The sequence below is a fragment of the Halobellus captivus genome (genome assembly GCF_003697845.1).
In the GTDB taxonomy this organism is placed as follows: Archaea; Halobacteriota; Halobacteria; order Halobacteriales; family Haloferacaceae; genus Halorubrum; species Halorubrum glutamatedens.
In genome coordinates this window covers 1-21,185 of record NZ_RDQE01000004.1, presented here as the reverse complement: position 1 = coordinate 21,185, position 21,185 = coordinate 1, and the positions used below count along the sequence as shown (strand labels likewise).

15 protein-coding genes and 1 pseudogene are annotated in these 21,185 nt (G+C 64.3%); 6 read left to right on the top strand and 10 right to left on the bottom strand.

Going from position 1 to position 21,185, the window contains the following annotated elements; all coding sequences use genetic code 11:
• The 3 genes from EAO78_RS05495 to EAO78_RS05485 are packed head-to-tail and all read left to right on the top strand — an operon-like array spanning window position 1 to window position 3,457.
• Complete coding sequence (locus EAO78_RS05495) at window positions 1-1,080, top strand: DegT/DnrJ/EryC1/StrS family aminotransferase (RefSeq protein WP_122104853.1); 1,080 nt, start codon at window positions 1-3, stop codon at window positions 1,078-1,080.
• On the top strand, window positions 1,077-2,078 hold the full coding sequence (locus tag EAO78_RS05490) for a Gfo/Idh/MocA family protein (RefSeq protein WP_122104852.1): 1,002 nt from the start codon (window positions 1,077-1,079) through the stop codon (window positions 2,076-2,078). Before EAO78_RS05495 ends, EAO78_RS05490 begins: the two co-directional genes overlap by 4 nt.
• Window positions 2,075-3,457 (top strand): nucleotide sugar dehydrogenase, encoded by a 1,383-nt coding sequence (locus tag EAO78_RS05485; protein ID WP_238987629.1) that lies wholly within the window; start codon window positions 2,075-2,077, stop codon window positions 3,455-3,457. Before EAO78_RS05490 ends, EAO78_RS05485 begins: the two co-directional genes overlap by 4 nt.
• Before the next feature lie 99 nt (window positions 3,458-3,556).
• On the opposite strand, the gene EAO78_RS05480 is transcribed toward EAO78_RS05485, so the two are convergent.
• Together EAO78_RS05480 and EAO78_RS05475 are read right to left on the bottom strand one after the other, a co-directional pair.
• A complete protein-coding gene (locus EAO78_RS05480; RefSeq protein ID WP_122104850.1) occupies window positions 3,557-4,993 on the bottom strand; it encodes a sulfatase in 1,437 nt (478 codons plus the stop codon).
• A gap of 64 nt (window positions 4,994-5,057) precedes the next feature.
• Entirely contained in the window at window positions 5,058-5,612 is a 555-nt protein-coding gene (locus tag EAO78_RS05475; protein ID WP_122104849.1) for a metal-dependent hydrolase, read from the bottom strand.
• A gap of 202 nt (window positions 5,613-5,814) precedes the next feature.
• Here EAO78_RS05475 and EAO78_RS05470 point away from each other — a divergent pair, with 202 nt between their 5' ends.
• Window positions 5,815-6,066, top strand: coding sequence for a hypothetical protein (locus tag EAO78_RS05470; protein WP_122104848.1), 252 nt, complete (start codon window positions 5,815-5,817; stop codon window positions 6,064-6,066).
• Window positions 6,067-6,191: 125 nt separating this feature from the next.
• Here the strand turns inward: EAO78_RS05470 and EAO78_RS05465 are convergent, their stop codons facing one another.
• Both EAO78_RS05465 and EAO78_RS05460 read right to left on the bottom strand, forming a co-directional pair.
• On the bottom strand, window positions 6,192-7,352 hold the full coding sequence (locus EAO78_RS05465; RefSeq protein ID WP_238987628.1) for an FG-GAP repeat domain-containing protein: 1,161 nt from the start codon (window positions 7,350-7,352) through the stop codon (window positions 6,192-6,194).
• A gap of 49 nt (window positions 7,353-7,401) precedes the next feature.
• Window positions 7,402-8,913, bottom strand: coding sequence for a lipopolysaccharide biosynthesis protein (locus EAO78_RS05460; protein ID WP_238987627.1), 1,512 nt, complete (start codon window positions 8,911-8,913; stop codon window positions 7,402-7,404).
• A 458-nt stretch (window positions 8,914-9,371) separates the two neighbouring features.
• Between EAO78_RS05460 and wecB the strand changes: the two genes are divergently transcribed.
• On the top strand, window positions 9,372-10,469 hold the full coding sequence (gene wecB / locus EAO78_RS05455; RefSeq protein ID WP_122104847.1) for a non-hydrolyzing UDP-N-acetylglucosamine 2-epimerase: 1,098 nt from the start codon (window positions 9,372-9,374) through the stop codon (window positions 10,467-10,469).
• Window positions 10,470-10,471: 2 nt separating this feature from the next.
• Here wecB and EAO78_RS05450 read toward each other — a convergent pair whose 3' ends face one another.
• The 5 genes from EAO78_RS05450 to EAO78_RS05430 all read right to left on the bottom strand — a co-directional run bounded on the left by EAO78_RS05450 (window position 10,472) and on the right by EAO78_RS05430 (window position 19,296).
• The gene (locus EAO78_RS05450; RefSeq protein WP_203227835.1) at window positions 10,472-11,695 is read right to left on the bottom strand and encodes a glycoside hydrolase family protein; all 1,224 of its coding nucleotides are present in this window, start codon (window positions 11,693-11,695) and stop codon (window positions 10,472-10,474) included.
• Window positions 11,695-12,510: an AAC(3) family N-acetyltransferase gene (locus tag EAO78_RS05445; RefSeq protein WP_122104846.1), complete on the bottom strand. Its 816-nt coding sequence runs from the start codon at window positions 12,508-12,510 to the stop codon at window positions 11,695-11,697. The genes EAO78_RS05450 and EAO78_RS05445 overlap by 1 nt, the downstream gene beginning before the upstream one ends.
• A gap of 493 nt (window positions 12,511-13,003) precedes the next feature.
• Window positions 13,004-13,900: a polysaccharide deacetylase family protein gene (locus EAO78_RS05440; protein ID WP_122104845.1), complete on the bottom strand. Its 897-nt coding sequence runs from the start codon at window positions 13,898-13,900 to the stop codon at window positions 13,004-13,006.
• Between the two features lie 210 nt (window positions 13,901-14,110).
• Window positions 14,111-17,353, bottom strand: a complete 3,243-nt coding sequence (locus EAO78_RS05435; RefSeq protein ID WP_122104844.1) for a right-handed parallel beta-helix repeat-containing protein — start codon at window positions 17,351-17,353, stop codon at window positions 14,111-14,113.
• Between the two features lie 308 nt (window positions 17,354-17,661).
• Window positions 17,662-19,296 (bottom strand): hypothetical protein, encoded by a 1,635-nt coding sequence (locus EAO78_RS05430; RefSeq protein ID WP_122104843.1) that lies wholly within the window; start codon window positions 19,294-19,296, stop codon window positions 17,662-17,664.
• Between the two features lie 316 nt (window positions 19,297-19,612).
• Here EAO78_RS05430 and EAO78_RS05425 point away from each other — a divergent pair, with 316 nt between their 5' ends.
• A complete protein-coding gene (locus EAO78_RS05425; RefSeq protein WP_238987626.1) occupies window positions 19,613-20,728 on the top strand; it encodes a hypothetical protein in 1,116 nt (371 codons plus the stop codon).
• 113 nt (window positions 20,729-20,841) lie between these two features.
• On the opposite strand, the pseudogene EAO78_RS05420 reads toward EAO78_RS05425, so the two are convergent.
• A pseudogene (locus tag EAO78_RS05420) lies at window positions 20,842-21,185 on the bottom strand (phosphoadenosine phosphosulfate reductase family protein); the annotation flags it as partial.

The window sequence follows — 21,185 nt, the reverse complement described above, 5'->3', positions numbered from 1 at the left end:
ATGATATCCATCGCGGATCCCACGATCGGAGCCGAGGAGAAGCGTCGCGTCGAGGCGGTCCTGGACTCCGGAATGCTGGCCGAAGGCGAGGTCGTCGACGAGTTCGAGGCCTCGTTCGCGGACTACTGCGGGGCCGATATCGGGGTCGCCACCACGAACGGGACGACCGCGCTCCACGCCGCCCTCGTCGGACTCGGCGTCGGCCCGGGCGACCGGGTCCTCACGACGCCGTTCAGCTTCATCGCCACGGCGAACGCGGTGCGACTGGCCGGCGCGGAGGTGGACTTCGTCGACGTCGACCCCCGAACGTATAACGTCGATCCGGACGCGCTGGAGGCGAGACTCCGCGACGGCGACCGCGTGGACGCCGTCGTCGCCGTCCACCTGTACGGGCTCCCCGCGGACGTCGAACGACTCTCCGAACTGGCCGACGAGTACGACTTCCGGCTCCTCGAGGACGCGGCACAGGCACACGGCGCGTCCTACGACGGACGACGCGTCGGGAGCTTCGGCGACGCCGCGTGCTTCTCGTTTTACCCGACGAAGAACATGACCACCGGCGAGGGCGGCATGATACTCACGGACGACGACGCGGTCGCCGAGCGAGCGCGCCGGTTCGTCGACCACGGTCGGACGAGCGGCTACGAACACGGGTCGGTCGGACACAACTTCCGGATGACGAACCTCGCCGCGGCGATCGGGCGCGCACAGCTCGAACGGCTTCCGGCGTTCGTTCGGGCGAGACGGCGGAACGCCGCCGGCCTGACCGAGCGTCTCGCCGACGTTCCCGACGTCACGACGCCGGTCGAACCCGAGGGGTACGAACACGCCTACCACCAGTACACGGTCCGGGTGTCGGACCGCGACGCGCTCCGGGAGCACCTCTCGAACCGGGGCGTGGGGACGGGCGTCTACTACCCGATCCCGATACACCGGCAGCCGGCGTACGACGACGTATCGGGGTCGTATCCGGTCGCGGAGGCGTGCGCCGAGGAGGTCCTCTCGCTTCCCGTCCACCCGGAGCTCGACGAGTCGGACCTCGACAGGATCGCCGAGGCCACCGCGGGGGCGATCGTATGACCGTCGACGTCGGCGTGATCGGCGTCGGCTCGATGGGCGCGAACCACGCCCGCGTCTACTCGGAGCTACCCGGTGCCCGTCTCGTCGGGATCGCCGACGCCGACCTCGACCGGGCCGAGACGGTCGCGGCCGACGTCGGGACGACGCCGTACGCCGTGGACGAACTGATCGCCCGCGTGGACGCGGCGTCCGTCGCGGTTCCGACGCAGTACCACGCGGACGTCGCCGGCACGTGCATCGACGCCGGCGTCCACGTCCTCGTCGAGAAGCCGTTCGTGGACTCGCCCGAAGTGGGCCGTGAACTCATTCGTCGGGCCGACGAGGCCGACGTGACCGTTCAGGTCGGTCACATCGAGCGCTTCAGCCCCGCGGTCGCGGAGCTGTCACGGATCGTGGAGGACGTCTCGCCGATCGCGATCGACGCCAGGCGGCTCGGTCCGCCGACCGACGCGGAGCGGTCGATCGACGACGACGTCGTCCACGACCTGATGATCCACGACCTCGACGTGGTTCGCTCGTTGGTCCCCGGGGAGGTCGTCGAGATCAACGCGCTCTGTACCGAGGACGGACAGCACGCGAACGCACAGCTCCGGTTCGACGACGGCACCGAAGCCAGCCTCACCGCGAGCCGCGTGACCCAGAAGAAGGTTCGCGATCTCACGATCACCGCGGAGAGCTGCTACATCGAGCTCGACTATCTCATGCAGGACCTGGAGATCCACCGTCAGTCCCGGCCCGAGTACATGAAAGTCGAGGGGAACGTCCGCTACCAACACGAGGGGATCACCGAACGGCCGATGATACAGTCGGGGGAGCCGCTCCGCTTCGAGCTCCAGTCGTTCGTCGAGGCCGTCGCGAACGGGACCGTCCCGCGCGTCACGGGAGCCGACGGGATCCGCGCGATAGAGCTGGCCGACGCCGTCCGCGAGCGTGCACGGGGGAACGACGGCGTCCGATCCGACCTCGACGGTCGAGTCACCTCCGGGGTGAACCGATGACTCGACGCGCCGGAGGGATGGCCGAGGTCGGAGCGTCGACGCCGCTGTACGGCGCCGGCCCGGACGACGAGGTCCGGGACGCTATCGAGGGACGGGACGCCTCGGTCGCGGTGTACGGGCTCGGGAAGATGGGGCTCCCGCTGGCGGCGGTCTACGCGGCCCGCGTCGGCGACGTGATCGGCGTCGACGTCGACGAGTCGGTCGTCGAGTCGCTCAACGGGGGCGACTGCCACGTGGACCGCGAGCCCGAGCTCCCGGGACTGACTACCCGCCTCGTCGAGGACGGGAAGCTCCGCGCGACGAGCGACGCGCGGGCCGCGGCGGACGCGGCGAGCGTCCACGTCGTCATCGTCCCGACTCCCGTCACCGACGCGAAGGAGCCGGACCTGTCGGTCGTCGACGCGGTGGTCGAATCCGTCGCCGACGGGCTCTCGCCCGGCGACGTCGTGTTCGTCGAGTGCACCGTTCCCCCGGGAACGTGCCGTGACCGGGTCGTGCCGACGCTCGTCGAGCGGAGCGGGCTCGACGCCGACGAGTTCGGCGTCGCGTTCTGTCCGGAGCGCACGTCGAGCGGCCGGGCCATCGAGGACATCACGGGCGCGTACCCGAAGGTAGTCGGCGGTGTCGACGCCGAGAGCGCCCGAATCGCCGAGATCGTCTACGGATACGTCACGGACAACGAGGTCATCCGCGCCTCGGACGCGAGGACGGCCGAGGCCGTGAAGCTGTTCGAGGGCCTCTACCGCGACGTCAACATCGCCCTCGCGAACGAGCTCGGGACGCTGGCCGACGACCTCGCGATCGACGTCAGGGAGGCCATCGAGACGGCGAACACCCAGCCGTTCTGTGACATCCACGACCCCGGACCGGGGGTCGGCGGCCACTGTATCCCGTGGTATCCGTACTTCGTGATGAGCCGCGTGACGGAGCCGACCCCGCTTCTCCGGATGGCCCGGGAGGTGAACGACTCGATGCCGGCGTTCACCGCGCGGATCGTCGAGCGGGAGCTCGGCGAACGCGACACGCCGATGGACCGCGCGCGCGTCCTCGTCCTCGGCGTCACGTACCGACCGGGCGTCGAGGAGTCGCGAGCGACCCCTGCGGGGCCGCTCATCGCCGAGTTGAATCACCGCGGCGCGGAGACCCTCGCATCGGATCCGCTGCTCGACCACGACGCGATCGCGTCGTTCGGCGCGGAGCCCGTCGACGTGTCCGAGTTGGTTCGAACGGACCCCGACGCGGTCGTCGTCGTCACCCCGCACGAGGAGTTCGACGCGATCGAGTGGGACGGGTTCGACGACGTCCTCGTCGTCGACGGGCGGGACTCGGTCGGCGATACCGGCCATCGGACGTACACCATCGGCTCCGGACGCCGGTAACGAGGGAGTCTCCGCTAGCGGGACGGTTCCCCGCCACCGGGACGGTTCACCGCTAGCGGGACGGGCATCGGAACCGGACCCGACCCCGTTCGTCCGCCGTCACAGGTAACCCAGATCGGCGAGCTGCTGTTCCATGGCCGCCGAGTACTCCGCCGTCCCGTTGTTCTCGTGGGTCCCGTCGCGGACGGTCATCCCGTGGAACGCGTCCTCGAGTCGCCCGTCGAGCCGGTCGCGGACCGCCGGTCGTTCGTCGCCGACGTCGGTCTCCTCGTCCGGCAGCTCGAACAGCTCCGTGCGGTCCGAGCCCTTCAGATACTTGAACTCGTCCGTGCGGAGCGCCGTCACCGGGGTCTCGTGGTACCGGGAGACGTCGAACTCCGGGTCCGCCTCCAGGTACTCGTCGAAGTGGGGGACGCCCCGCTGGCTGAGGGCGTAGTCCGGCGCGGTCTCCCGGAGGTCGACGCCGCTGAACTGCTCGTGGCTCACCCCGAGCCGCTCCGCGACGGTGCGGGTCACGTCGACGTGCTGGACGACCGAGTCGCGCGCCCCGGCGATCCCGTCGAGCCCCGAGACGACCATGGGTACGTTCGTCAGGTGGTCGTGGAGGACCAGGTTGTGGCCGAGGATCCCCTGCTCGCCGAACAGGTCACCGTGGTCGGCAGTGACGACGAACAGTGTCTTTCCCGCGTCGAGCTTCCGCACGTGGTCGAACAGGGTGCCGACGAACTCGTCCGCGTACGCGATCTCGGCGTCGTACATCGCCCGGAGCGCGTCCCACTCGTCCGACGTGAACGGGCAGCCGTCGGCGATCCGTTGGATCATCCGGTCCCTGCTGTCGTACGTCTCCAGCGACAGCTCCAGCGCCTCGCGCGCCGAGTACGCGATGTCGTCGGTGAAGCGTTCGATCCACTTTCGCGGGGGCGTGTACGGGAGGTGCGGGTTCGGACAGTGCGTGTAGAGGAAGAAGGGCGGGTCGTCCGACGAAAGCGAGTCCAGCCACGGTTTCAGCGTCTCCTGCATGACGTACGTCTGGTTGTGTTTTCGCACGTTGAGGGAGAACCCCGGACCGTAGCTTCGGGAGCGGAGGAGGTATCGGAGCGCTCCACGGCGAGTCTCGGCGTCGTGAAACGCCTTTCGGAGCAGGAAGAGGTGATGTCTCTCGAATCCCCTGTCGAGCCCCGTGGCTTCGCTGAGGTACGAGCTCGGCGTGAGACACGCCGTTCGGTATCCCTGCTCGCGGAGGAGTCCCGGGAGCGTGGCGACGTCCTCGGGGAGCGGTTCCTCCGCCTTCCCGTCGTATCCGACGCGGTGTTCGGAGAGGTACGTCCCCGTGAGGATCGAGGCGCTCGACGCCGGCGTCCACATCGACTGCGAGAAGCAGTTCGGAAAGGAGACCCCGTCCGGCCGCTCCGCGATCCGGCTCAGGTTCGGCGTCGTCTCCCGGTCGTATCCGCACACGGACGCGTTCGCGGCTCGGACGCTCTCGAGCGTTATCCAGACGACGTTGGGACGGTCCTCGCTACGATCCTCGCTCATGGGATACGTCCGATAAGACTCCACATGAGTATGCACCGTCTAACGGGTCTCCGGGGCGGAGGCGCTATTCCGTCGTCGGGACGAGCCGTCCGCGTACCGCGTTCCAGAGCCCCCGGACCCCGGGTGCCCCCTCGAGTAGCCACAGCGCGAGCGCGACGCCCGCGAGGCCGAGGTCGACGACCACCGATCCCTCCAGTCGAGCGTCCAGGAGATACCGGAGGATCCCGGTCTTCGGTTCGGCCGGCGGCGCCTGCGACACCACCGGCCACAGGAGGAACGCCAGGTCGTGGAACCGTCCGTCGAGGACGGGTCGGATCGAGTCGCCGAGGAGGTGTGTGTAGTACCCGAACGCGAACGGCCATCCGGGCAGGTCGAGCCGCCGAAGCACGACGACGACGACCGCGACGATGGCCGTCCCGAGGAGGACCGAGTGACCGAGCGATCGACCGGTCGGGAGCACGTTGAGCGTCCACGCGAGCGGCTTGTCGATGAGGTCCGGCGCTTGAGACCCCACGACGAGCAGCCCCAGGCCAGGCCACGTCGGGGGAGCTCGGTACCGCAAGCGGTACAGCGGCGAGTAGAGCAGATAGGCGAGCGCGAGGTGTCCCCAGGGCCACATGGATCTAGTCCGCCCTCGTGACGAGGGACCCGCTCGTTCGACCGCTCGGCGTCCCGGCACGATCCCGCCGACGGCGGGAGGAGGAGACCGCGGTATCCCCGCCGTGCCGACCGTGACCACACCGGACGGAACGGCCCACCGGAGCCGCTCGGTACCGGGTTCCGGCGCGACTATTGAAATGGCCCCCGCTCGAAGGGGCGGTATGAGTCGAGAGCCGAGCCGAGAGGACCCGGTGAAAGGGGACGAGTACGTGCTTCCGGACGGGTCCACCGAGATCGTGTTTCTCGTCGAGGACGGGCGCGTCCTGACCGTCAGCGAGTACGAGAGCATCGAGGCGTTCGAGGAGTCCGTCTCGACCGGACGATACGTCGGAACCCGGGAGGAGGTCGCGACGATGCCGGGCGTCGAGGCGGTCGACGGCTCCGCTCCGACGCCCGACGACCCCGAGGAGTGACCGGCTCCCGTCGGACCCGCAGCGCGTTCCCCGATATCGCGGAAGACGACGGGAGGGATCGGAGCGACGGCGGGGAGGGTCGAAGCGACGACGTGACGGATCGGAACGACTCCGAAGGGGGTCGGTCACGACCGGTACCAGACGTCGACGGTCCGATGGGCGTACCCCTTCCCCACGACGTCGAGCCGTCCGTCGTCGTCGAGGTCGACCAGTTTGGCCTCGTGGGTCGGAACGCCGCTGCCGACCAGCTCCGAGCCGAACGTCCCGTCGCCGCGGTTCCGGAACACGAACTGCCGCGGATCGTGTCCCTCCTCCAGTCCCATCTCGGCGACGAAGACCTCGAGGTCGCCGTCGTCGTCCAGGTCGGCCACCTGGAGGGAGTGGGGATTGGACAGGTCCTCGTGGAGGACCGTGAGGTCCCACTCCGGCGGATCGAAGACGCCGAGCCGCCCGCGTCGGTCGCCCTGGTAGGGGAGGTCGCCCTCGGTGACGACGAGTTCCGGGTCGCCGTCGCCGTCGACGTCCGCGGCGACGACCCGCGTCCACTCCCATCCCTCCGCGACGACCTCGCGGTCCCACGATCCGTCGTCGTTCCGGTGGAACACGTTCGTCCCGGCGACGATCTCGGTTCGGCCGTCCCCGTCGACGTCGAGGACCTGGACGCCCTCGACGTTCAGGTCCTCGGCGACGACGTGTCTGTTCGAGACCGGCCACGACTCCAGCCGCGGGTCCTGCGGAACGTCGTAGTAGAAGACGACCTCGCTCTCCTGTGAGAGCGCGAGCACCTCCGGGTCGCCGTCGTCGTCCACGTCGGCCACCGCCACGTCGTGGTACTTCTCGAAGTCGTCGGTGATGAGCCGGCGCGTCCAGCGGTCCCGCGGGTCGGCCGCCTGCTCGAACCAGTAGAGCTCGTGTCGGTTGACGTTCTGTCCGGTCACGAGCTCGACCCGGCCGTCGCCGTCGATGTCGCCGAGGGCGGCTCCGACCGACAGCTCGGGGGATCGCGCGACGTCGTGACGTTCCCAGCCGGGGTTCTCGTACCAGAAGACGTTGTACTCGAGCCGGTCGATGAGCTCGCGGGTGCCGAAGAGCTTCCCGAGGTTGATTCGCTTTCTCAGGATAGGGAGGGTCACGGGGAGCTTCCGGCCCACGGCGCCGACGATCACGTCCGGACGACCGTTACCCGTGAGGTCCGTGGTGAGACAGAAGCCCATGCGGGCGGCCGGCGGGTCGTCGTCGATACACTCGTGGTCGAGTTGGAGCCGTCCGTCGGCCTGAAGCGACATGGCGGAGGGTGCGCCGGGGAAGACATTGTAACGTTGCTGTTAACGGGAGTCACGCCGCGAGGTTCCGGTAGATGCGCCGGAAGTTGGTCGTCACGTTCCACTCGCTTACCTGCTGGAGTAACAGGACGTTGACGCTGAAGACGACGGTGCCGACGGCCACGAGGAGGATCAGGCTCACCAGCGACCCGAACGGCGAGACCCGTCCCAGATACCAGACGACGAGTCCCATGGGCACGCTCGCGAGGAAGGGGTAGACGAACTCGTAAGCGATGGACCGCATGGGTATGTCGATGGCGCGCGACGTGATGTAGACGTCGAGCGGGAGCATCGGGAACACGAAGATTCCCGTCACGGTGAGTGCGGTCCCGACGATGCCGAACGCGTCGGTCATCGGATAGATGAATATGGCGATGAGGACGACGCGCAGCGCGGACATCTTCGTGACGTAGTCGGGACGACCGATCGCCTCCCACACGGGACCGAACGTCTTCGCGATCGCGCGCATCAATCCGTAGAACGCGAGGACCTGCATGGCGGGCACGGCGGGTAGCCACTCCTCGCCGAAGACGGTGAGGATGAACTCGGGAGCGACGGCGGCGATCCCGATCGCCGACGGGAAGGCGACGAGGGAGGCCATCCGGAGCGTCTTTCCGAAGGCGTTGCGCAACTCCTCCTCGTCCGACTGGAGCTTCGAGAACGCGGGGAACATCACGCTGTTTATCACCTGCGTCAGCTCCGTCGCCGGGGCGTTGGAGAACCGGTAGGTGTACTGGTAGTACGCGAGCGCCGTCGGCGTGAGGAACCAGCCGACGAAGACGTCGTCGCCCTCGCTGTAGAGGAAGTACAGTATCGACGAGCCGGTGAGCCACTTCCCGTAGTCGATGAGCTCCTTGGCGACGTCGACGTCGAACGACGGATACGGCCGGTAGCCGTGGATGGTGTACGAGATGACGAGCTTCATCACGTCGGCGGCGACGAACGCGAAGACGAACGCCCACGCCGTCGGGTGGATCATCGCGTACCCGACCCCCACGACGAACTGAGCGGTGTCCCCGCCGATCTTGTAAACGAACTGTTTATGGAACTCGAGGTCCTTCTGGAAGTACACGATCCCGGGGTTCCGGAACCCGAGTAGGAGCGGCGAGAGCCCGAGGACCTGTATCAACCGGATCGCTCGCGGTTCGCCGAAGAACGATCCGGCGACGAACGGCGCGACGAGAAGGAGGACGGACGATATCAGCAATCCCCGCCCGATCTCCAGCATCCACGTCGTGTTGAGGTGACTGTCGATGTCGTCTTCCACCTTCTGAATGAGCGCGTGGTTGAGGCCTATCGTCGTGAACTTCTTCGTCGCGTTCAGGGTCAACAGCCCGATACCCACGAGACCGAGCTCGCCGGGACCGATGACCCTGGCAAGTATGGCGAGAAACGCCAGCTGGAGTCCTCGTCCGACCACGTTCTGGCTCGCCAGCCAGGCCGCGCTCTTGACGGTGCGTTCCGCCGTCCCCCCGCCGGGGATCAGTCGTTCGACGAGCGCCCGCAGCTTATCCAGCGGACTCATCGAGCGAAGTGACGGCCGGACGCGGATCGGGTGTTCGCGGATGAGGCGCGCGACGGCGTCGTTCGTTCCATTGACTCGTTGTGACCAGAGATCGGCACAATGTAATGTCACTCCTAACGCGGTCGGGCCGAAGAGCCGACCGGAAACCGTCCCGATACCGGGCGAACCGCACGAGGACGGGCCACCCCCACGGATCGTCCCCCGAACGCGGACCGCCCGTAGGACCCGTCCCGAACCGCGGAATCGACTGCACCAGCCGCCGCGGAGGCGGGGCCGACCGCGACACCGGGCCCGTTAGCCGCCGATGAACTACCTCGGGAGCGACCGATCCCACGATCGATGCGAGACGGAACACGCAACTCGTCGTCCCCCGTGCGACTCCGCCGGTCGCCGAACGATCCGGGTATCGCTTCGAGAGCCATGGAACCACGTCGGCCGGACGACGTCCGGGGAATCCGATGAACGAACCGACGGTGCTGTCCGTCGTCGGCGCGCGACCGCAGTTCGTCAAGGCCTTTCCGGTGTCACGGCTGCTTCGCGAGCGAGCTCGGGAGGTGCTCGTCCACACCGGACAGCACTACGACTTCGGGATGTCGGACGTGTTCTTCGAGGAACTCGACATCCCTGAACCCGAGTACAACCTCGGCGTGGGATCGGCGAACCACGCCGTCCAGACCGCCGCGATGCTCCGGGAGCTCGACGCGGTCGTCGAGTCGGAGGACCCTGATCTGGTCTTGGTGTACGGCGACACCAACTCGACGCTCGCCGGCGCCCTCGTCGCCGCGAAACGGGACGTCCCGGTCGGGCACGTCGAGGCGGGACTCCGAAGCGGCAACTGGTCGATGCCGGAGGAGGTGAACCGGGTGCTCACGGACCGCTGCTCCGACCTGCTTTTCGTCCCCTCCGAGCGAGCGGTCGGGACGCTGGCCGGGGAAGGGATCACCGACGGCGTGACGGTCACCGGCGACGTCATGTACGATGCCGTCCTTCGAGTCCGGGACCGTGCAGTCGCGGAGGCGACGGTGCTGGACGACCTCGATCTCGATCGCGGCGAATACGTCCTCGCAACGGTCCACCGGCAGGCCAACACGGACGACCCCGAGCGGCTGGCCGCCATCGTCGAGGGGTTGGCGTCGTCGCCACGTCGGATCGTCGTTCCGTTACATCCTCGCACGAAGAACGCGCTGGAACGTCACGACCTCCTCGAACGGACGATCGCCGCGCTGACGCTTACCGATCCGGTCGGATACGTGGACTTCCTCGGTCTACTGGCGGGCGCCGAGCGCGTTGCGACCGACTCCGGCGGGGTCCAAAAGGAGGCGTTCTACCTCGACACCCGATGTATCACCCTCCGCGACGAGACGGAGTGGGTCGAGACGGTCGAGGCCGGCTGGAACGAACTCGTCGGGGCCGACAGCGGGGAGATCCGCCGAGCGCTCCGACGGACGGACGAGCTTCCGGAGAAGCCGCCGCTGTACGGCGGCGGTCACGCGGCGGAGCGGGTGGTCGATGGCGTCGTGTCGTTCCTCGACTCCGAGTCAATTGCCCACGATTGAACTCACGAATCTCCGTCTCCCGTCTCTGTGCGTACGTCCACCTGCGTCGAGACATACTTCTCGCGAGCGTAGATCGAGAGCGCATACGACATCCACGCCTGACACCATCGCATCAGCGTGAACTCCTTCGTATAATATCGCTGTTTTCGATAGTGAAACTGTCCGTTGCCGGCATATAGGGTACCAAGCGACCAGTCCAATATTTTGCTCGCGAATTCGACGTCACCGGCGCAGCTACACGTGATGATCCCCTGTGCGGCAGCATGGATGTCTCGTGGATATTGCCGCTTCTCGTCCCAGTTCGGAGTGCCATCTGATTGAAACAACGTTTTTTTATAAAACGAGAGGGCTTCGGTGAGCGCCGACTCGTATCGCCGTGAGTCAGTCAACTCTCCGTATCGGAGTAACGATTCGATAATGAAACCGTTGTGATGGCTATCCATTGAGAGGTGCGACGCGGATGGAGGATCGGTGTATTTCCATCCGCCGATCGACGTCTGCTGGGAGACCACGTAATCCAGAATCAACTCGGCCCGGTCGCGGTACGTCACGTTTTCGAATTCGTGATACAGTTCCATCAACAGCCGCGCGCCGAGAGCGTTCGCATTGATCGTATAGACACCGTCTTGCTGGGTCGATTTGTATTTGATGCGAGCACCGGCGCGACACTCGCTGTATTCGAGCGTATCAAACAGTAGGTCCGGCACGTGTTCTTTGATCAATGCGTACGCCTCAGTATCGCGGTGTTTTGCGAACTCCAATATCCCTAGCGTGATGTACGTGACCGAGACGATACTGGGTGTGTTGCGCTCAACGGTGGTGTTGAGCGTTTGAATGTCGTGGTTATGTCCCCATCCGAACGGTTGCTCACGTCTCGTTTCAAGTAACCAGTTAACGAGCATCTCCGCCTGATCGAGGTACAGTTTCCGTCCAGTCAGTTCGTACGCCGTCACGTTGGCCATAACGAACAGTCCGGACCCCTTGAAGCTCCGTCGCTTCGGGATCAGCAGGGGTGCTCGAATGTTGATAGGTGACCGCTTTGCTACCTCCTGAAATCCGATATTCACCCACTTGTTTTCGATAGGGAGTGTTTGGAGTATTCGACTGCTTAACCCGTCACAGTAGTCGTACCCCCTGTACTCACGCTCCAGAGCGTACCGAAGCGTATTTTCAAGCAGTTGCTCGGTAACGCTACCTTCGGTCGGTTTTACGGTTGGTTCAGCCATCACGTGATGAGGTAGTATGGGTTCGACTCGATCCTGTGCATGAGCGAACGTCGTAAGTCGCCTGCCCTGAAGAACCGTATTTTTAGTCCGTTCAAACGATATGAGGATAGAACGTCCTGATCTCTGAGATAGCCAGCGATCTTTCTCGCACTCCGCTTACTTGGGTCGTCGTATCGATAGTTGTACTGTGTAACCGTCGCCGAATCCGTTTCGTCGTAATAGATCACTCCCTCATGTGCGCTACGTTCGAGATACGGAACGTCGGCTTTGTGTTCGATGTAATGATGCTGTGTACTAACGATCCACGGCGTCCCGATGTTCATGTAGAGAACGTTCTCCTCGTCGAGTTTACTCCAACAGCCGTCTTCCCCGAAACTGTCGTGATGGTCGTATTGGGAGAACCGGTAGTCACCACGAACGAGAATAGAGTGGATCGCATCGTCCGTCCGATAGTTCGCATCGTTCAAGAACAGACGTGAAAACGTTCCGTATTCCGGTTTCGAGTACTCCTTGTGATAAATACCGGAGGACCTGAATGAAGGGGTGAATCCGGGGGCCAGAACGCTTTCGAAATGACTGTCGAGCTTACTCAACAAGAAGTGGTAGGGATCCGTTTGGAATGCAGTCTTGATATCGCTCAGTCCGACATGGACGAACACGACTTCGTCATCGTACTGTGACAGGACTGCATCAAGCTGATCCTCCCTCACAGGGCCAACGTCCTCACCAACGGGTATCGGAAACTCGGACTGTCGCAGTTTCGAGCGGAAGAAGTAATTCGCGGTGTTCGCATATACCTGGGCCTTCGTAATCATCGCCTGCTCACCGTTCTATGTGCGCCGCTGTACATTCTCGTCCACCCCTCGAGTCTGCCGGAACCCGTGACCAGTTTCCCGGAGGAATTCACGTTCCCAGGACGTGTTATCGCCACCGAATACGTCCGTTCGACCGCGGTCGTCGTAGGATATCTCATCTGAACTCGAATGGTTCTCCGTTTCTGTCGGCGACCATCCCTACGTCGGGTACAGGGACTCTCCACATCGTTATACACCCGATACCCGAGAACGCCCATTGCCCGGAAAGACCGGTCGGCATGAAAACGAGCAGGGTGATTACCCCATCTACTCGTTCGCTTGCCTCGCTCCGAGCGGACGGAGGCTCTCGGACGACACGAAGGAGGATCCGACGTACGAGATCGCTTCGAACCGAACGTCTACAGGCTGACGAGGCCGAACACCTCGATTACAAGCCCCGAGGGACTTCACGGAAAGTCCAGGGGAACGCCTCACCCTTCAGCGTGGAAGGACGTCAATCGGTGGCGTCCAAGAGTTCGTTTGGCGCTCCGACCCATCCACCGGAATCAAGCGTATATTCGATCACCCATCGATACAGGTCGCGGTATCCGGGGAACTCGCGTTCGTTGAAGTACCGCGGATGCCACAGCACCGTCATGACGGCACCGGCGGAAGCGGCCTCATCGACGAGGTTCGCACAGACCGAGCGGGCCACGTCCATGTCCTCACTCGGATCCGGTAGCGCTACCTCCATCGCGGTAAGCGGGAACACTACGAATTCATCGCCGAACGGACGAAGGAGGTCGTACCCGTGCGAGAACCCCACGGAGGAACTGGAGCCGAGGCTGGAGTCGTATCGTAACCCGATGTCTCGATGATACTCCCACGTCTCGTCGGAGAGTTTGAGGTGGTGTTGTCGACCGCCGTTGATCTCGCGTTCCAGGATCGATTCGAGTGTTCCCTTCTCCTCGGCAAGCCTGTCCCGATCGGTCGCGGAGTGGAACGACCCGTGGAGTCCCACCTCCCACCCGCCCTCGTCGAGTCGACGGATGATCGATGCGATCTCGGCGTCGGTGGGATCGTATCTTCCCGCGTGTTCTAGGAGATTCGCCGGCCGTACCCATTCCCGTAGGGGCTGGCTCTCGAACAGGCTCGGTTCGTTGAGAAAGTAGAACGCTGACCGAACGCCGAGCTCCGACTCGAGTCGCATGATCTCCTCGAACTGCCAATACGGCTCGACGCTCGGTCGAAGCGATGAGAGATGGTACAGCGGGTCCCCGGAGAGTGCGGCGTAGGGTGCCTGGTACGTCTTGTACGGCCTGTCGACGTCGTGCGTCAGACACAGCGCGAACTCGTATCCGTCGGGGACCGTGGTCCGCGTCGGATCGGCGTGTTCGGTGGATGGTTCCATTGGCTTCGAACGCGGAGCGTCCCCGATGCCCGGAGACGACGTTCGAACCGACCCAACCGGCGCGGGAACTTCGTTACCCGCCCGCATCTCGATCGGCCGGGGAGGTAAACCTCGGCGTAAGACCGACCACGGGCGTGGTTTCACCGGTGTGAGCCCTCGGACGATCGAGCGCTACGTCCTCGTCCAGAGATCGACGAGGGATTGGGGCCCTCACTCGATGGTCCGGAACGTCGCGACCGCGGATCCGCGGAGTTCGAGCTCGTCGATGGATCCGGTGAACCAGTACGCGTCCACCCCCCTGTGTACGATGCCGACGACGGAGTCCTCGTCGGCCTTCGATTCCAGCGAGTCCCACTTTCCGGCCCCCTGAGTGGAGTGCTCGTCGCTCTTCGAGACCTCCCCGGACGCCGAGAACTGATACGAACAGACCTCGTTGCTCTTCGAGCCGTCGAACTCCATGAGATTGAGCTCCTCCGAACCGTCGGTGTTCCCGATCAGTTCGCCGTTGCGGTACACCTCGACGCCGCCGGTAACCGTGAGGCTGGTAACCACGCCGGAGAAGCCGTACACGTGCGTCCCGTCCTCGATCGCTCCCTCGGCGCTCGAGTCGGACACGTTGTCCTCGACGTCGTCGGTCGAACTGCTCCCGGCGGCTATCTCCCCGGAGACCGTGAACTCGTAGCTGGTTGCGTCGCCGTTTCCGACGACGCTCAGCGTGTTCGGGAGGTCGTCCTCCTCGCCGAGCGTGGCGAGGTCGTCGCCGTCGAGGACGGCGCCGTTGACGGTGACGGTGACCGTGTCGGGGTCGGTGACGGCGATCTCGTCGAGCGAGCCGGTGAAGTGGAACGCCGAGCGGTCCGTCGTCGAGCCGCTCGCTACCCCGTCCTCGATAGTGGCCCCGTCGCCGGTGACTCCGGGCACCACGTCACCCGAGGCCGAGAACTCGAACCCGCTCGCGTGGTCGTCATCGGATTCGACGGTGAGGACGTTCTCGCCGAGAACGGTAGGGTCCGCCTCCCGGAGGTCCTCGGGATTCTGGAGTACGTAGTTGTCGACCTCCAACTCGACGCCGTCGTCCGCGAAGTAGACCGTCGCGTAGTCGAGGTTGCTGCCGGAGAACGCCGTGAGATGGCCGTCGACGTGGAAGTCGTCGACGCCACGGAGCCTCCCGGTACGTCCGGAGGCGGTATCACCCTCCGGCTCCTCGGTCGCGTACTCCCCGCTCTCGAGTCCCTCGCTCGCAGTCAGATCGTACCGAACCACCTCGCCCTCCCGCGTCTGCGCGATCACGACCCGATTCCCGCTGGTCTCCTGATCCTCGCTCGTTCCGCCGAGCGTAGAGAGGTCGTCGCCGTCGAGGACGGCGCCGTTGACTGTGACGGTGACCGTGTCGGGGTCGGTGACGGCGACCTCGTCGAGCGAGCCGGTGAAGTGGAACGCCGAGCGGTCCGTCGTCGAGCCGCTCGCAACCTCGTCCTCGATAGTGGCCCCGTCGCCGGTGGCTCCGGGCACCACGTCGCCCGACGCCGAGAACTCGTAGTCGATCGCCGTATCGTCGTCGGACTCGACGGTGAGGACGTTCTCGCCGAGGACGGTAGGGTCCGCCTCCCGGAGGTCCTCGGGATTCTGGAGTACGTAGTTGTCGACCTCCAACTCGACGCCGTCGTCCGCGAAGTAGACCGTCGCGTAGTCGAGGTTGCTGCCGGAGAACGCCGTGAGATGGCCGTCGACGTGGAAGTCGTCGACGCCACGGAGCCTCCCGGTACGTCCGGAGGCGGTATCACCCTCCGGCTCCTCGGTCGCGTACTCCCCGCTCTCGAGTCCCTCGCTCGCAGTCAGATCGTACCGAACCACCTCGCCCTCCCGCGTCTGCGCGATCACGACCCGGTTCCCGCTCGTCACGGGTTCGGATCCGGAACCGTCGGTGGAGTCCTCCTCTGTGGAGTCCTCCTCGGCGGAATCGGATTCGTCGCTCGTATCCGTCTCTTCCGTCGAATCCGAGCCGTCGTCCCGCCAGGAGTCGAGAGCCGGTGCGGGACAGCTCTCGTCCGAGGTGAGATTGGTCGTCGTGACGTCCGCGCTCTCGAACATCGTCGCCCGTCCGCCAACGTTCACGTTCGTGTCCTGGAGGGTCGCGTCAGAAGTCCCTTCGAACCGGATCCCGTCCGTGTTGGGCATCCGAATACAGCTGTTTTTCACCGTCGTCCCGTCGCGTTCCCGGATCTCGATGGCCGGCCGTCCACTTCCGGAGCCGGTAACCGAGACGTCGTCGAGGACCGATTCGTACGGGGTCCCGGCCTTCTCTGTCGCTTCGGCCTGGATCAACACCGGATAAATACCGTCCTGATTGCATTCGACGCGCGTGTTTCGGACGGTCATCCCGCCGGAGTCGTCGTTGTTCATGATTCCAGCGATACCATTCTCGGCGCTATTTATCCTGATGTCGCAGTTCTCAATGAGCGGTCCGTTGTGTTCGTGGTCCCCGCTCTGAACCCAGATACCGCGGTTCAGTTGGATACCCTTCGGGTCTTTGACCTCGGCGTCGGGATGGAGATCGTCGAGATCCATGACGACGGTCGTGTTCTTGATCCACGAGTCCTCTCCGGTAACGCGGACCGCCGAGTGCGAACAGTTCTTGAAGTAGCTGTCCTCTACGCGGATGGGTCCATACGACTTTCCCGCGTAGATCCCGGACTCGGTGGCGTTGTGGATCTCGAGGTTCCGATACGTGATGCTCCCCTTGGACGAGGGGCCGTTGAAGATCGTGAGCGTCGTGCTCGGATACTCCGGGAACTGGCTCGGTCCTCTGCGGGTCACCCCGTCGACGAGCGCGGAGCCCTCAGGATCGGTGATGCTGAAGATGAGCAGCTGTTCACCGCCGTGTGGCGCCCATCCGTTGACGAGGAGGTCCGTTACGTAGACCTTATCGGAAAAGATCCCGCGCATTAACGTCATTGAGCTGTCCCATTCGTCGCGGCGGTCGAGCGTTACGGATCCGACGTAGAAGCCCGACTGGTCGCGGTCGGGCTCAAACATGATCGGATCGGTCCCGGACACCGGCTTGAACACGACGTCCTCGCGGTCCCCCGTCGTGCTCTCGATCCCGAAATCATCGGCGCGGAGCCGCACCGAGTCGCCCACGAGGTACTCACCGGGTGGGAACCGTACGAGCGCGTCTCCCTCGTTCGCGACGCCGCCGAGGACCTCATCAACCCGATCGCCGTCGGCGATCCCGAGGTCCTCGTCCGCGTTCAACACCCTCCCGAACTCGATGCCGTTGCGCTCCGCAGATCCGGTTGACGAGGCGAGGGCCGTACCGGTCCCAGTTCCGACGGCCCCGACGGCCACTGCGCCGAGTCGAAGGTACTTCCGCCGATCGAGGAGGACGGCTCCCCCGTTTTTCGGCCGTTCGGAGCTGTTCTCGCGTTCTCCGTGATCCGATTTCGAATCCATCGCAACCGTTATTTATATATTAATTACGTTAAGTATTTCTTAACATAATCATCCAGTAGTCCGTGAATTTCATGCGAATTCAGTTGTTTCAGACTGACTTTCAGCGATCGATGAACCGAGAACGAATCGACTGTACGGTCCGATTAGAGTGAGTTAAGGGAGTATTAACCGAGTTCGACTTCCCTCATGCACCACTCGGTAGCGACTCGTTGTCAGGAGATCGCGTCATGGGACGGAATGGTCACGGGCCGTAGATGACGAACGAACACGGGTGGTTCGCTCGACGCGCGCCGAGACGAACGGCGTCCTCATCCGAGGAGATCTCCGAATCGAACGGTGTCGTCGTCCACGCTCGTGACCAGCACCGCGGCCACGTCGTCGTCGACGTCTCGAAACGGGAACACGGTTCGATCGTCGGTGAGATCGAGACTGGTCATCTCACCGATGTCGAAACGGGACGTCTCCTCGACGGCCAGTTCGTTGTTCATGCTGAACTCGTTGCCTCCTCTGAACTCGATCGAGTAGTCCTCGAGCGAGACCGATGGCCGTTCGATACGCAGCGGGACACCGTTGGTTCGAACGGTCACGTCCTCGAAGACGGTCCCGCCGCAGTCAACGACGTCCAACCCTCGACGTGCCCCGAAATCCCTCTCCGAAACGATGGAAACGTTCCGAAGCGTGGAGTCCGGTCGCCCCATGATCTTGACGGCCGACTCCCTCCGTCCGTACTCCGAGAACTGCACGTCCTCCAACACCACGTTCCAAGGTCTATCAACGTAACTCGAGGGAGCCGTCGCCCGGAACGAGGGGGAGTCGGTCCAGTTTCGCAGGGTGGAGTCCCGCATCGTCATACTGCCCTGGTTGTGAGCGATCTGTACGAGCGCCTGTGTTATGAACGTCGATCGGAGCTCGAGTTCCGTGTCCTCGATCAGTCCGCCCGAGTATCCGTGTTTTCCGGATTGCATCCGAATTCCACGCATGTTCTCCTTCACGCCCCGGTTGTCGGGATGGAAGTCGTCCGAATCGATGACGACGGTCGCGCCCTTTACGTAGGACCCCTCTCCCGATATACGGACGCCGTCGTTTCGATTGTTCTTGTAGAATCCACCCTCGACGTGGACGTCGCCGGGACACTTCGACGCGTAGATGCCGTTCTCCCCGGCGTTCCGTATGTCGAGATCTCGATACGTGATGGTTCCCTCGTGTGCGAGACCGGTGTAGATACAGAGTTCGTTGTCGGGATACGGTTCGAACACTTGTGGCCCCTTTCGGACGAACGTGTCGACGACGGCCCGACCCTCCGGGTTTACGACGCTCAAGAGGAGTGCGCTCACGCCGTTCGGATCGGTCGTCGGGTTCGCACCGGCCTTCTCGACGTTGTGGATCCGGAGGTTGTCGTCGATGAACAGCGTCATTCCCATGCTTCGGTCGAACTCCTCTCCCAGATCGAAGGAGAAGTTCTCGAAGAGCAGGTCGGCCCCCCGTTCCTCTATCCTGAACGCGGTTCTGGAGCCTTCGGTCGTGACGAACTTCACGTCCGTCCGTTCCTCTCCGAGGCCGACCAGTCCCCAGTTCGACAGCTCCTCGACCGAGATCGATCCGGCGATCTTGTACCGTCCCGGCGGGACTTCGATCAGTGCGTCGCGTTCGAAGCTCCTGACGAGCCAGGGATCGATGCGGCGTTCTCCCTCGGGATCCCATCCGAGATCCTCTACCGCGTCGAGACGTTCCTCGAACCCGAACTCCTCCTGGAGCCGCTCCCACTCGGTCCGAGGCTCGGCTTCGGTGGACTCGGATCTTGGAGGGTCGGAGGACTTGGGGCCGTTCGGTTTCGTTCCGTTCGGTCGATCCTCCGGTTCCCGGTCCTCCGCTCGTCCGCCACAGCCGGCGAGCGATCCACCGAACCCCGCCGCTAGCGAACCCAACAGCGCTCGGCGATCCATTACTCTCTAGCAGTGCGTGACGAGTTTAGTTAGCACGTCCATATACGTGAATGGAGCGGGCGACCGCCGTGTGAGCCATCCGATCCGACCGATACGCAGGCGTTAACCTCGCCCCGAACGATCGAGATCGGTGCCGACTCGCAGCGATACGGGGCCGAGAACGTGACTCGTCCCGTGACCGGAACGACGAGCAGTCTTTCGTGCGAACGACGGCACACGGCCGACGAGAGCCATGACCCGGTCGCCCGACGGGTCGGTCCGTTCGCGGTAGATTCTCCGTAACTATACCCTCGACCGTCCAAGCTATCTCGAACTGATGCGCGTCGGCATATTCACCAACACTCCCGCACACGTCCACCTGTACCGAAACGCGATCACCGAACTCGAGGAGAACGGCCACGACGTCGTCGTGTTCGCGCGTGACGACGGTTGCGCGCTCGATCTCCTGGAGTACTTCGGCATCGATCACTACGTGTACGCGAACGTGGACAACGCGAAGCGGAACCTGTTCTTCAAGCTCCCGAAGCACCTCCGGAACATCCATCGGATCGTTCGAAAGGAGGACCTCGACCTCGTGTTCGGAATGGGGGTCTACTCGGCGTTCGCCGGGACGGTATCGATGACGCCTACCGTCCTAGTGACCGACTCGGAGCCGATAGCGATACAGTACGTCGCGTTGTCGGTCTCCCCGTTTGTCGAAGCACTCCTGACGCCCGAGTCGTTCACGCGGGACCTGGGGAAGAAACATTACACGTTCGACGGGTTCAAAGAGACCGCGTACCTCCATCCGGACGTCTACACGAGCACGGGGACGATCCGGGCGGAGCTGGACGTCGGAAACGACCCGTTCGTGTTGATCCGGTTCAACGCGTTCAACGGCCACCACGACGTCGGCCGCCGCGGCTTCACGTCCGAACAGAAGCGGGAGCTTATCGATCGGATCTCCGAGCATGCGACGGTGTTCATCTCCGACGAGACGGGCGTCCTCGACTTCGACGGGAGCGCCGCACGAGCCTACGACGCACATCCGGCGCTGATACACGAGGCACTCGCCGAGGCCGAGCTCCTGATCGCGGACACCCAGACGATGATCACCGAGGCCGCCCTTCTCGGAACCCCCGCGATACGCTCCAACTCCTTCGTCGGCGACGGGGACATGGGGAACTTCAAGCAGTTGGAACGCGCCGGTCTGGTCTACAACTTCGCCGAGTTCGACCCGGTCGTCTCGACCGCGGAGGAGTTGCTCACCCGATCGGACACGGACGAGGTCTGGGAGCGAAAACGAACCGAGTTTCTCTCCGATAAGTGTAATCTGACGGCGCTCATCGTCGATATCGTCGATCGAGTCGACGCCACCGGATCGATCGGCGAGGCGGTTCGAAAGAACCCCGAACTGATCCGTCGGCGTGGATCCCCGCTCTCGGTGCTGTGATCGCGGAACGACGGCGTCTACAGGGCTCTATCGTGATCCCGGATGCACTCCGCCGAGGATAGCGGATCTAACGGCTTCGGCGCGCCGAGATCGTTCCGGCTCGGTGCCGACGATTACATGTAGCCGAGGTCGCGCAGCCGCTCCATGAGGTCTTCTTTGTCCTGGGCGCGGCCGGCGCGCTCGGTGGTGTTCTCGAGGTCCTGGAGCCAGGCCGGCTCGCCGGTGGTCTTCTCCGTGCTCACTTCGCTGCCGAGCGAGCGGAACCCGGCGAAGTACTTCGGCGAGATCGGCACGTCCTCCTGGGAGACGCCCTCGGGGAGGTCCTCGGCCGATTCGGGGACGTACCCCTCCTCGGGGAACTCCTCGACCGTCTCGGGGACGACGACCTGCCAGAACGCGTCCCACACGTCGCGCTCGTCGAACTGCAGGATGGGCTGGATCCGGTCGTGCGGCGGGA

What these genes read in the sequence shown, in the direction of transcription:
- EAO78_RS05430 (WP_122104843.1), bottom strand. Translation starts at nt 19,296, where the DNA reads ATGGATCGCCGAGCGCTGTTGGGTTCGCTAGCGGCGGGGTTCGGTGGA.
- EAO78_RS05475 (WP_122104849.1), bottom strand. Translation starts at nt 5,612, where the DNA reads ATGTGGCCCTGGGGACACCTCGCGCTCGCCTATCTGCTCTACTCGCCG.
- EAO78_RS05465 (WP_238987628.1), bottom strand. Translation starts at nt 7,352, where the DNA reads ATGTCGCTTCAGGCCGACGGACGGCTCCAACTCGACCACGAGTGTATC.
- EAO78_RS05425 (WP_238987626.1), top strand. Translation starts at nt 19,613, where the DNA reads ATGCGCGTCGGCATATTCACCAACACTCCCGCACACGTCCACCTGTAC.
- EAO78_RS05435 (WP_122104844.1), bottom strand. Translation starts at nt 17,353, where the DNA reads ATGGATTCGAAATCGGATCACGGAGAACGCGAGAACAGCTCCGAACGG.
- EAO78_RS05445 (WP_122104846.1), bottom strand. Translation starts at nt 12,510, where the DNA reads ATGATTACGAAGGCCCAGGTATATGCGAACACCGCGAATTACTTCTTC.
- EAO78_RS05470 (WP_122104848.1), top strand. Translation starts at nt 5,815, where the DNA reads ATGAGTCGAGAGCCGAGCCGAGAGGACCCGGTGAAAGGGGACGAGTAC.
- EAO78_RS05495 (WP_122104853.1), top strand. Translation starts at nt 1, where the DNA reads ATGATATCCATCGCGGATCCCACGATCGGAGCCGAGGAGAAGCGTCGC.
- EAO78_RS05450 (WP_203227835.1), bottom strand. Translation starts at nt 11,695, where the DNA reads ATGGCTGAACCAACCGTAAAACCGACCGAAGGTAGCGTTACCGAGCAA.
- EAO78_RS05485 (WP_238987629.1), top strand. Translation starts at nt 2,075, where the DNA reads ATGACTCGACGCGCCGGAGGGATGGCCGAGGTCGGAGCGTCGACGCCG.
- wecB (WP_122104847.1), top strand. Translation starts at nt 9,372, where the DNA reads ATGAACGAACCGACGGTGCTGTCCGTCGTCGGCGCGCGACCGCAGTTC.
- EAO78_RS05440 (WP_122104845.1), bottom strand. Translation starts at nt 13,900, where the DNA reads ATGGAACCATCCACCGAACACGCCGATCCGACGCGGACCACGGTCCCC.
- EAO78_RS05490 (WP_122104852.1), top strand. Translation starts at nt 1,077, where the DNA reads ATGACCGTCGACGTCGGCGTGATCGGCGTCGGCTCGATGGGCGCGAAC.
- EAO78_RS05480 (WP_122104850.1), bottom strand. Translation starts at nt 4,993, where the DNA reads ATGAGCGAGGATCGTAGCGAGGACCGTCCCAACGTCGTCTGGATAACG.
- EAO78_RS05460 (WP_238987627.1), bottom strand. Translation starts at nt 8,913, where the DNA reads ATGAGTCCGCTGGATAAGCTGCGGGCGCTCGTCGAACGACTGATCCCC.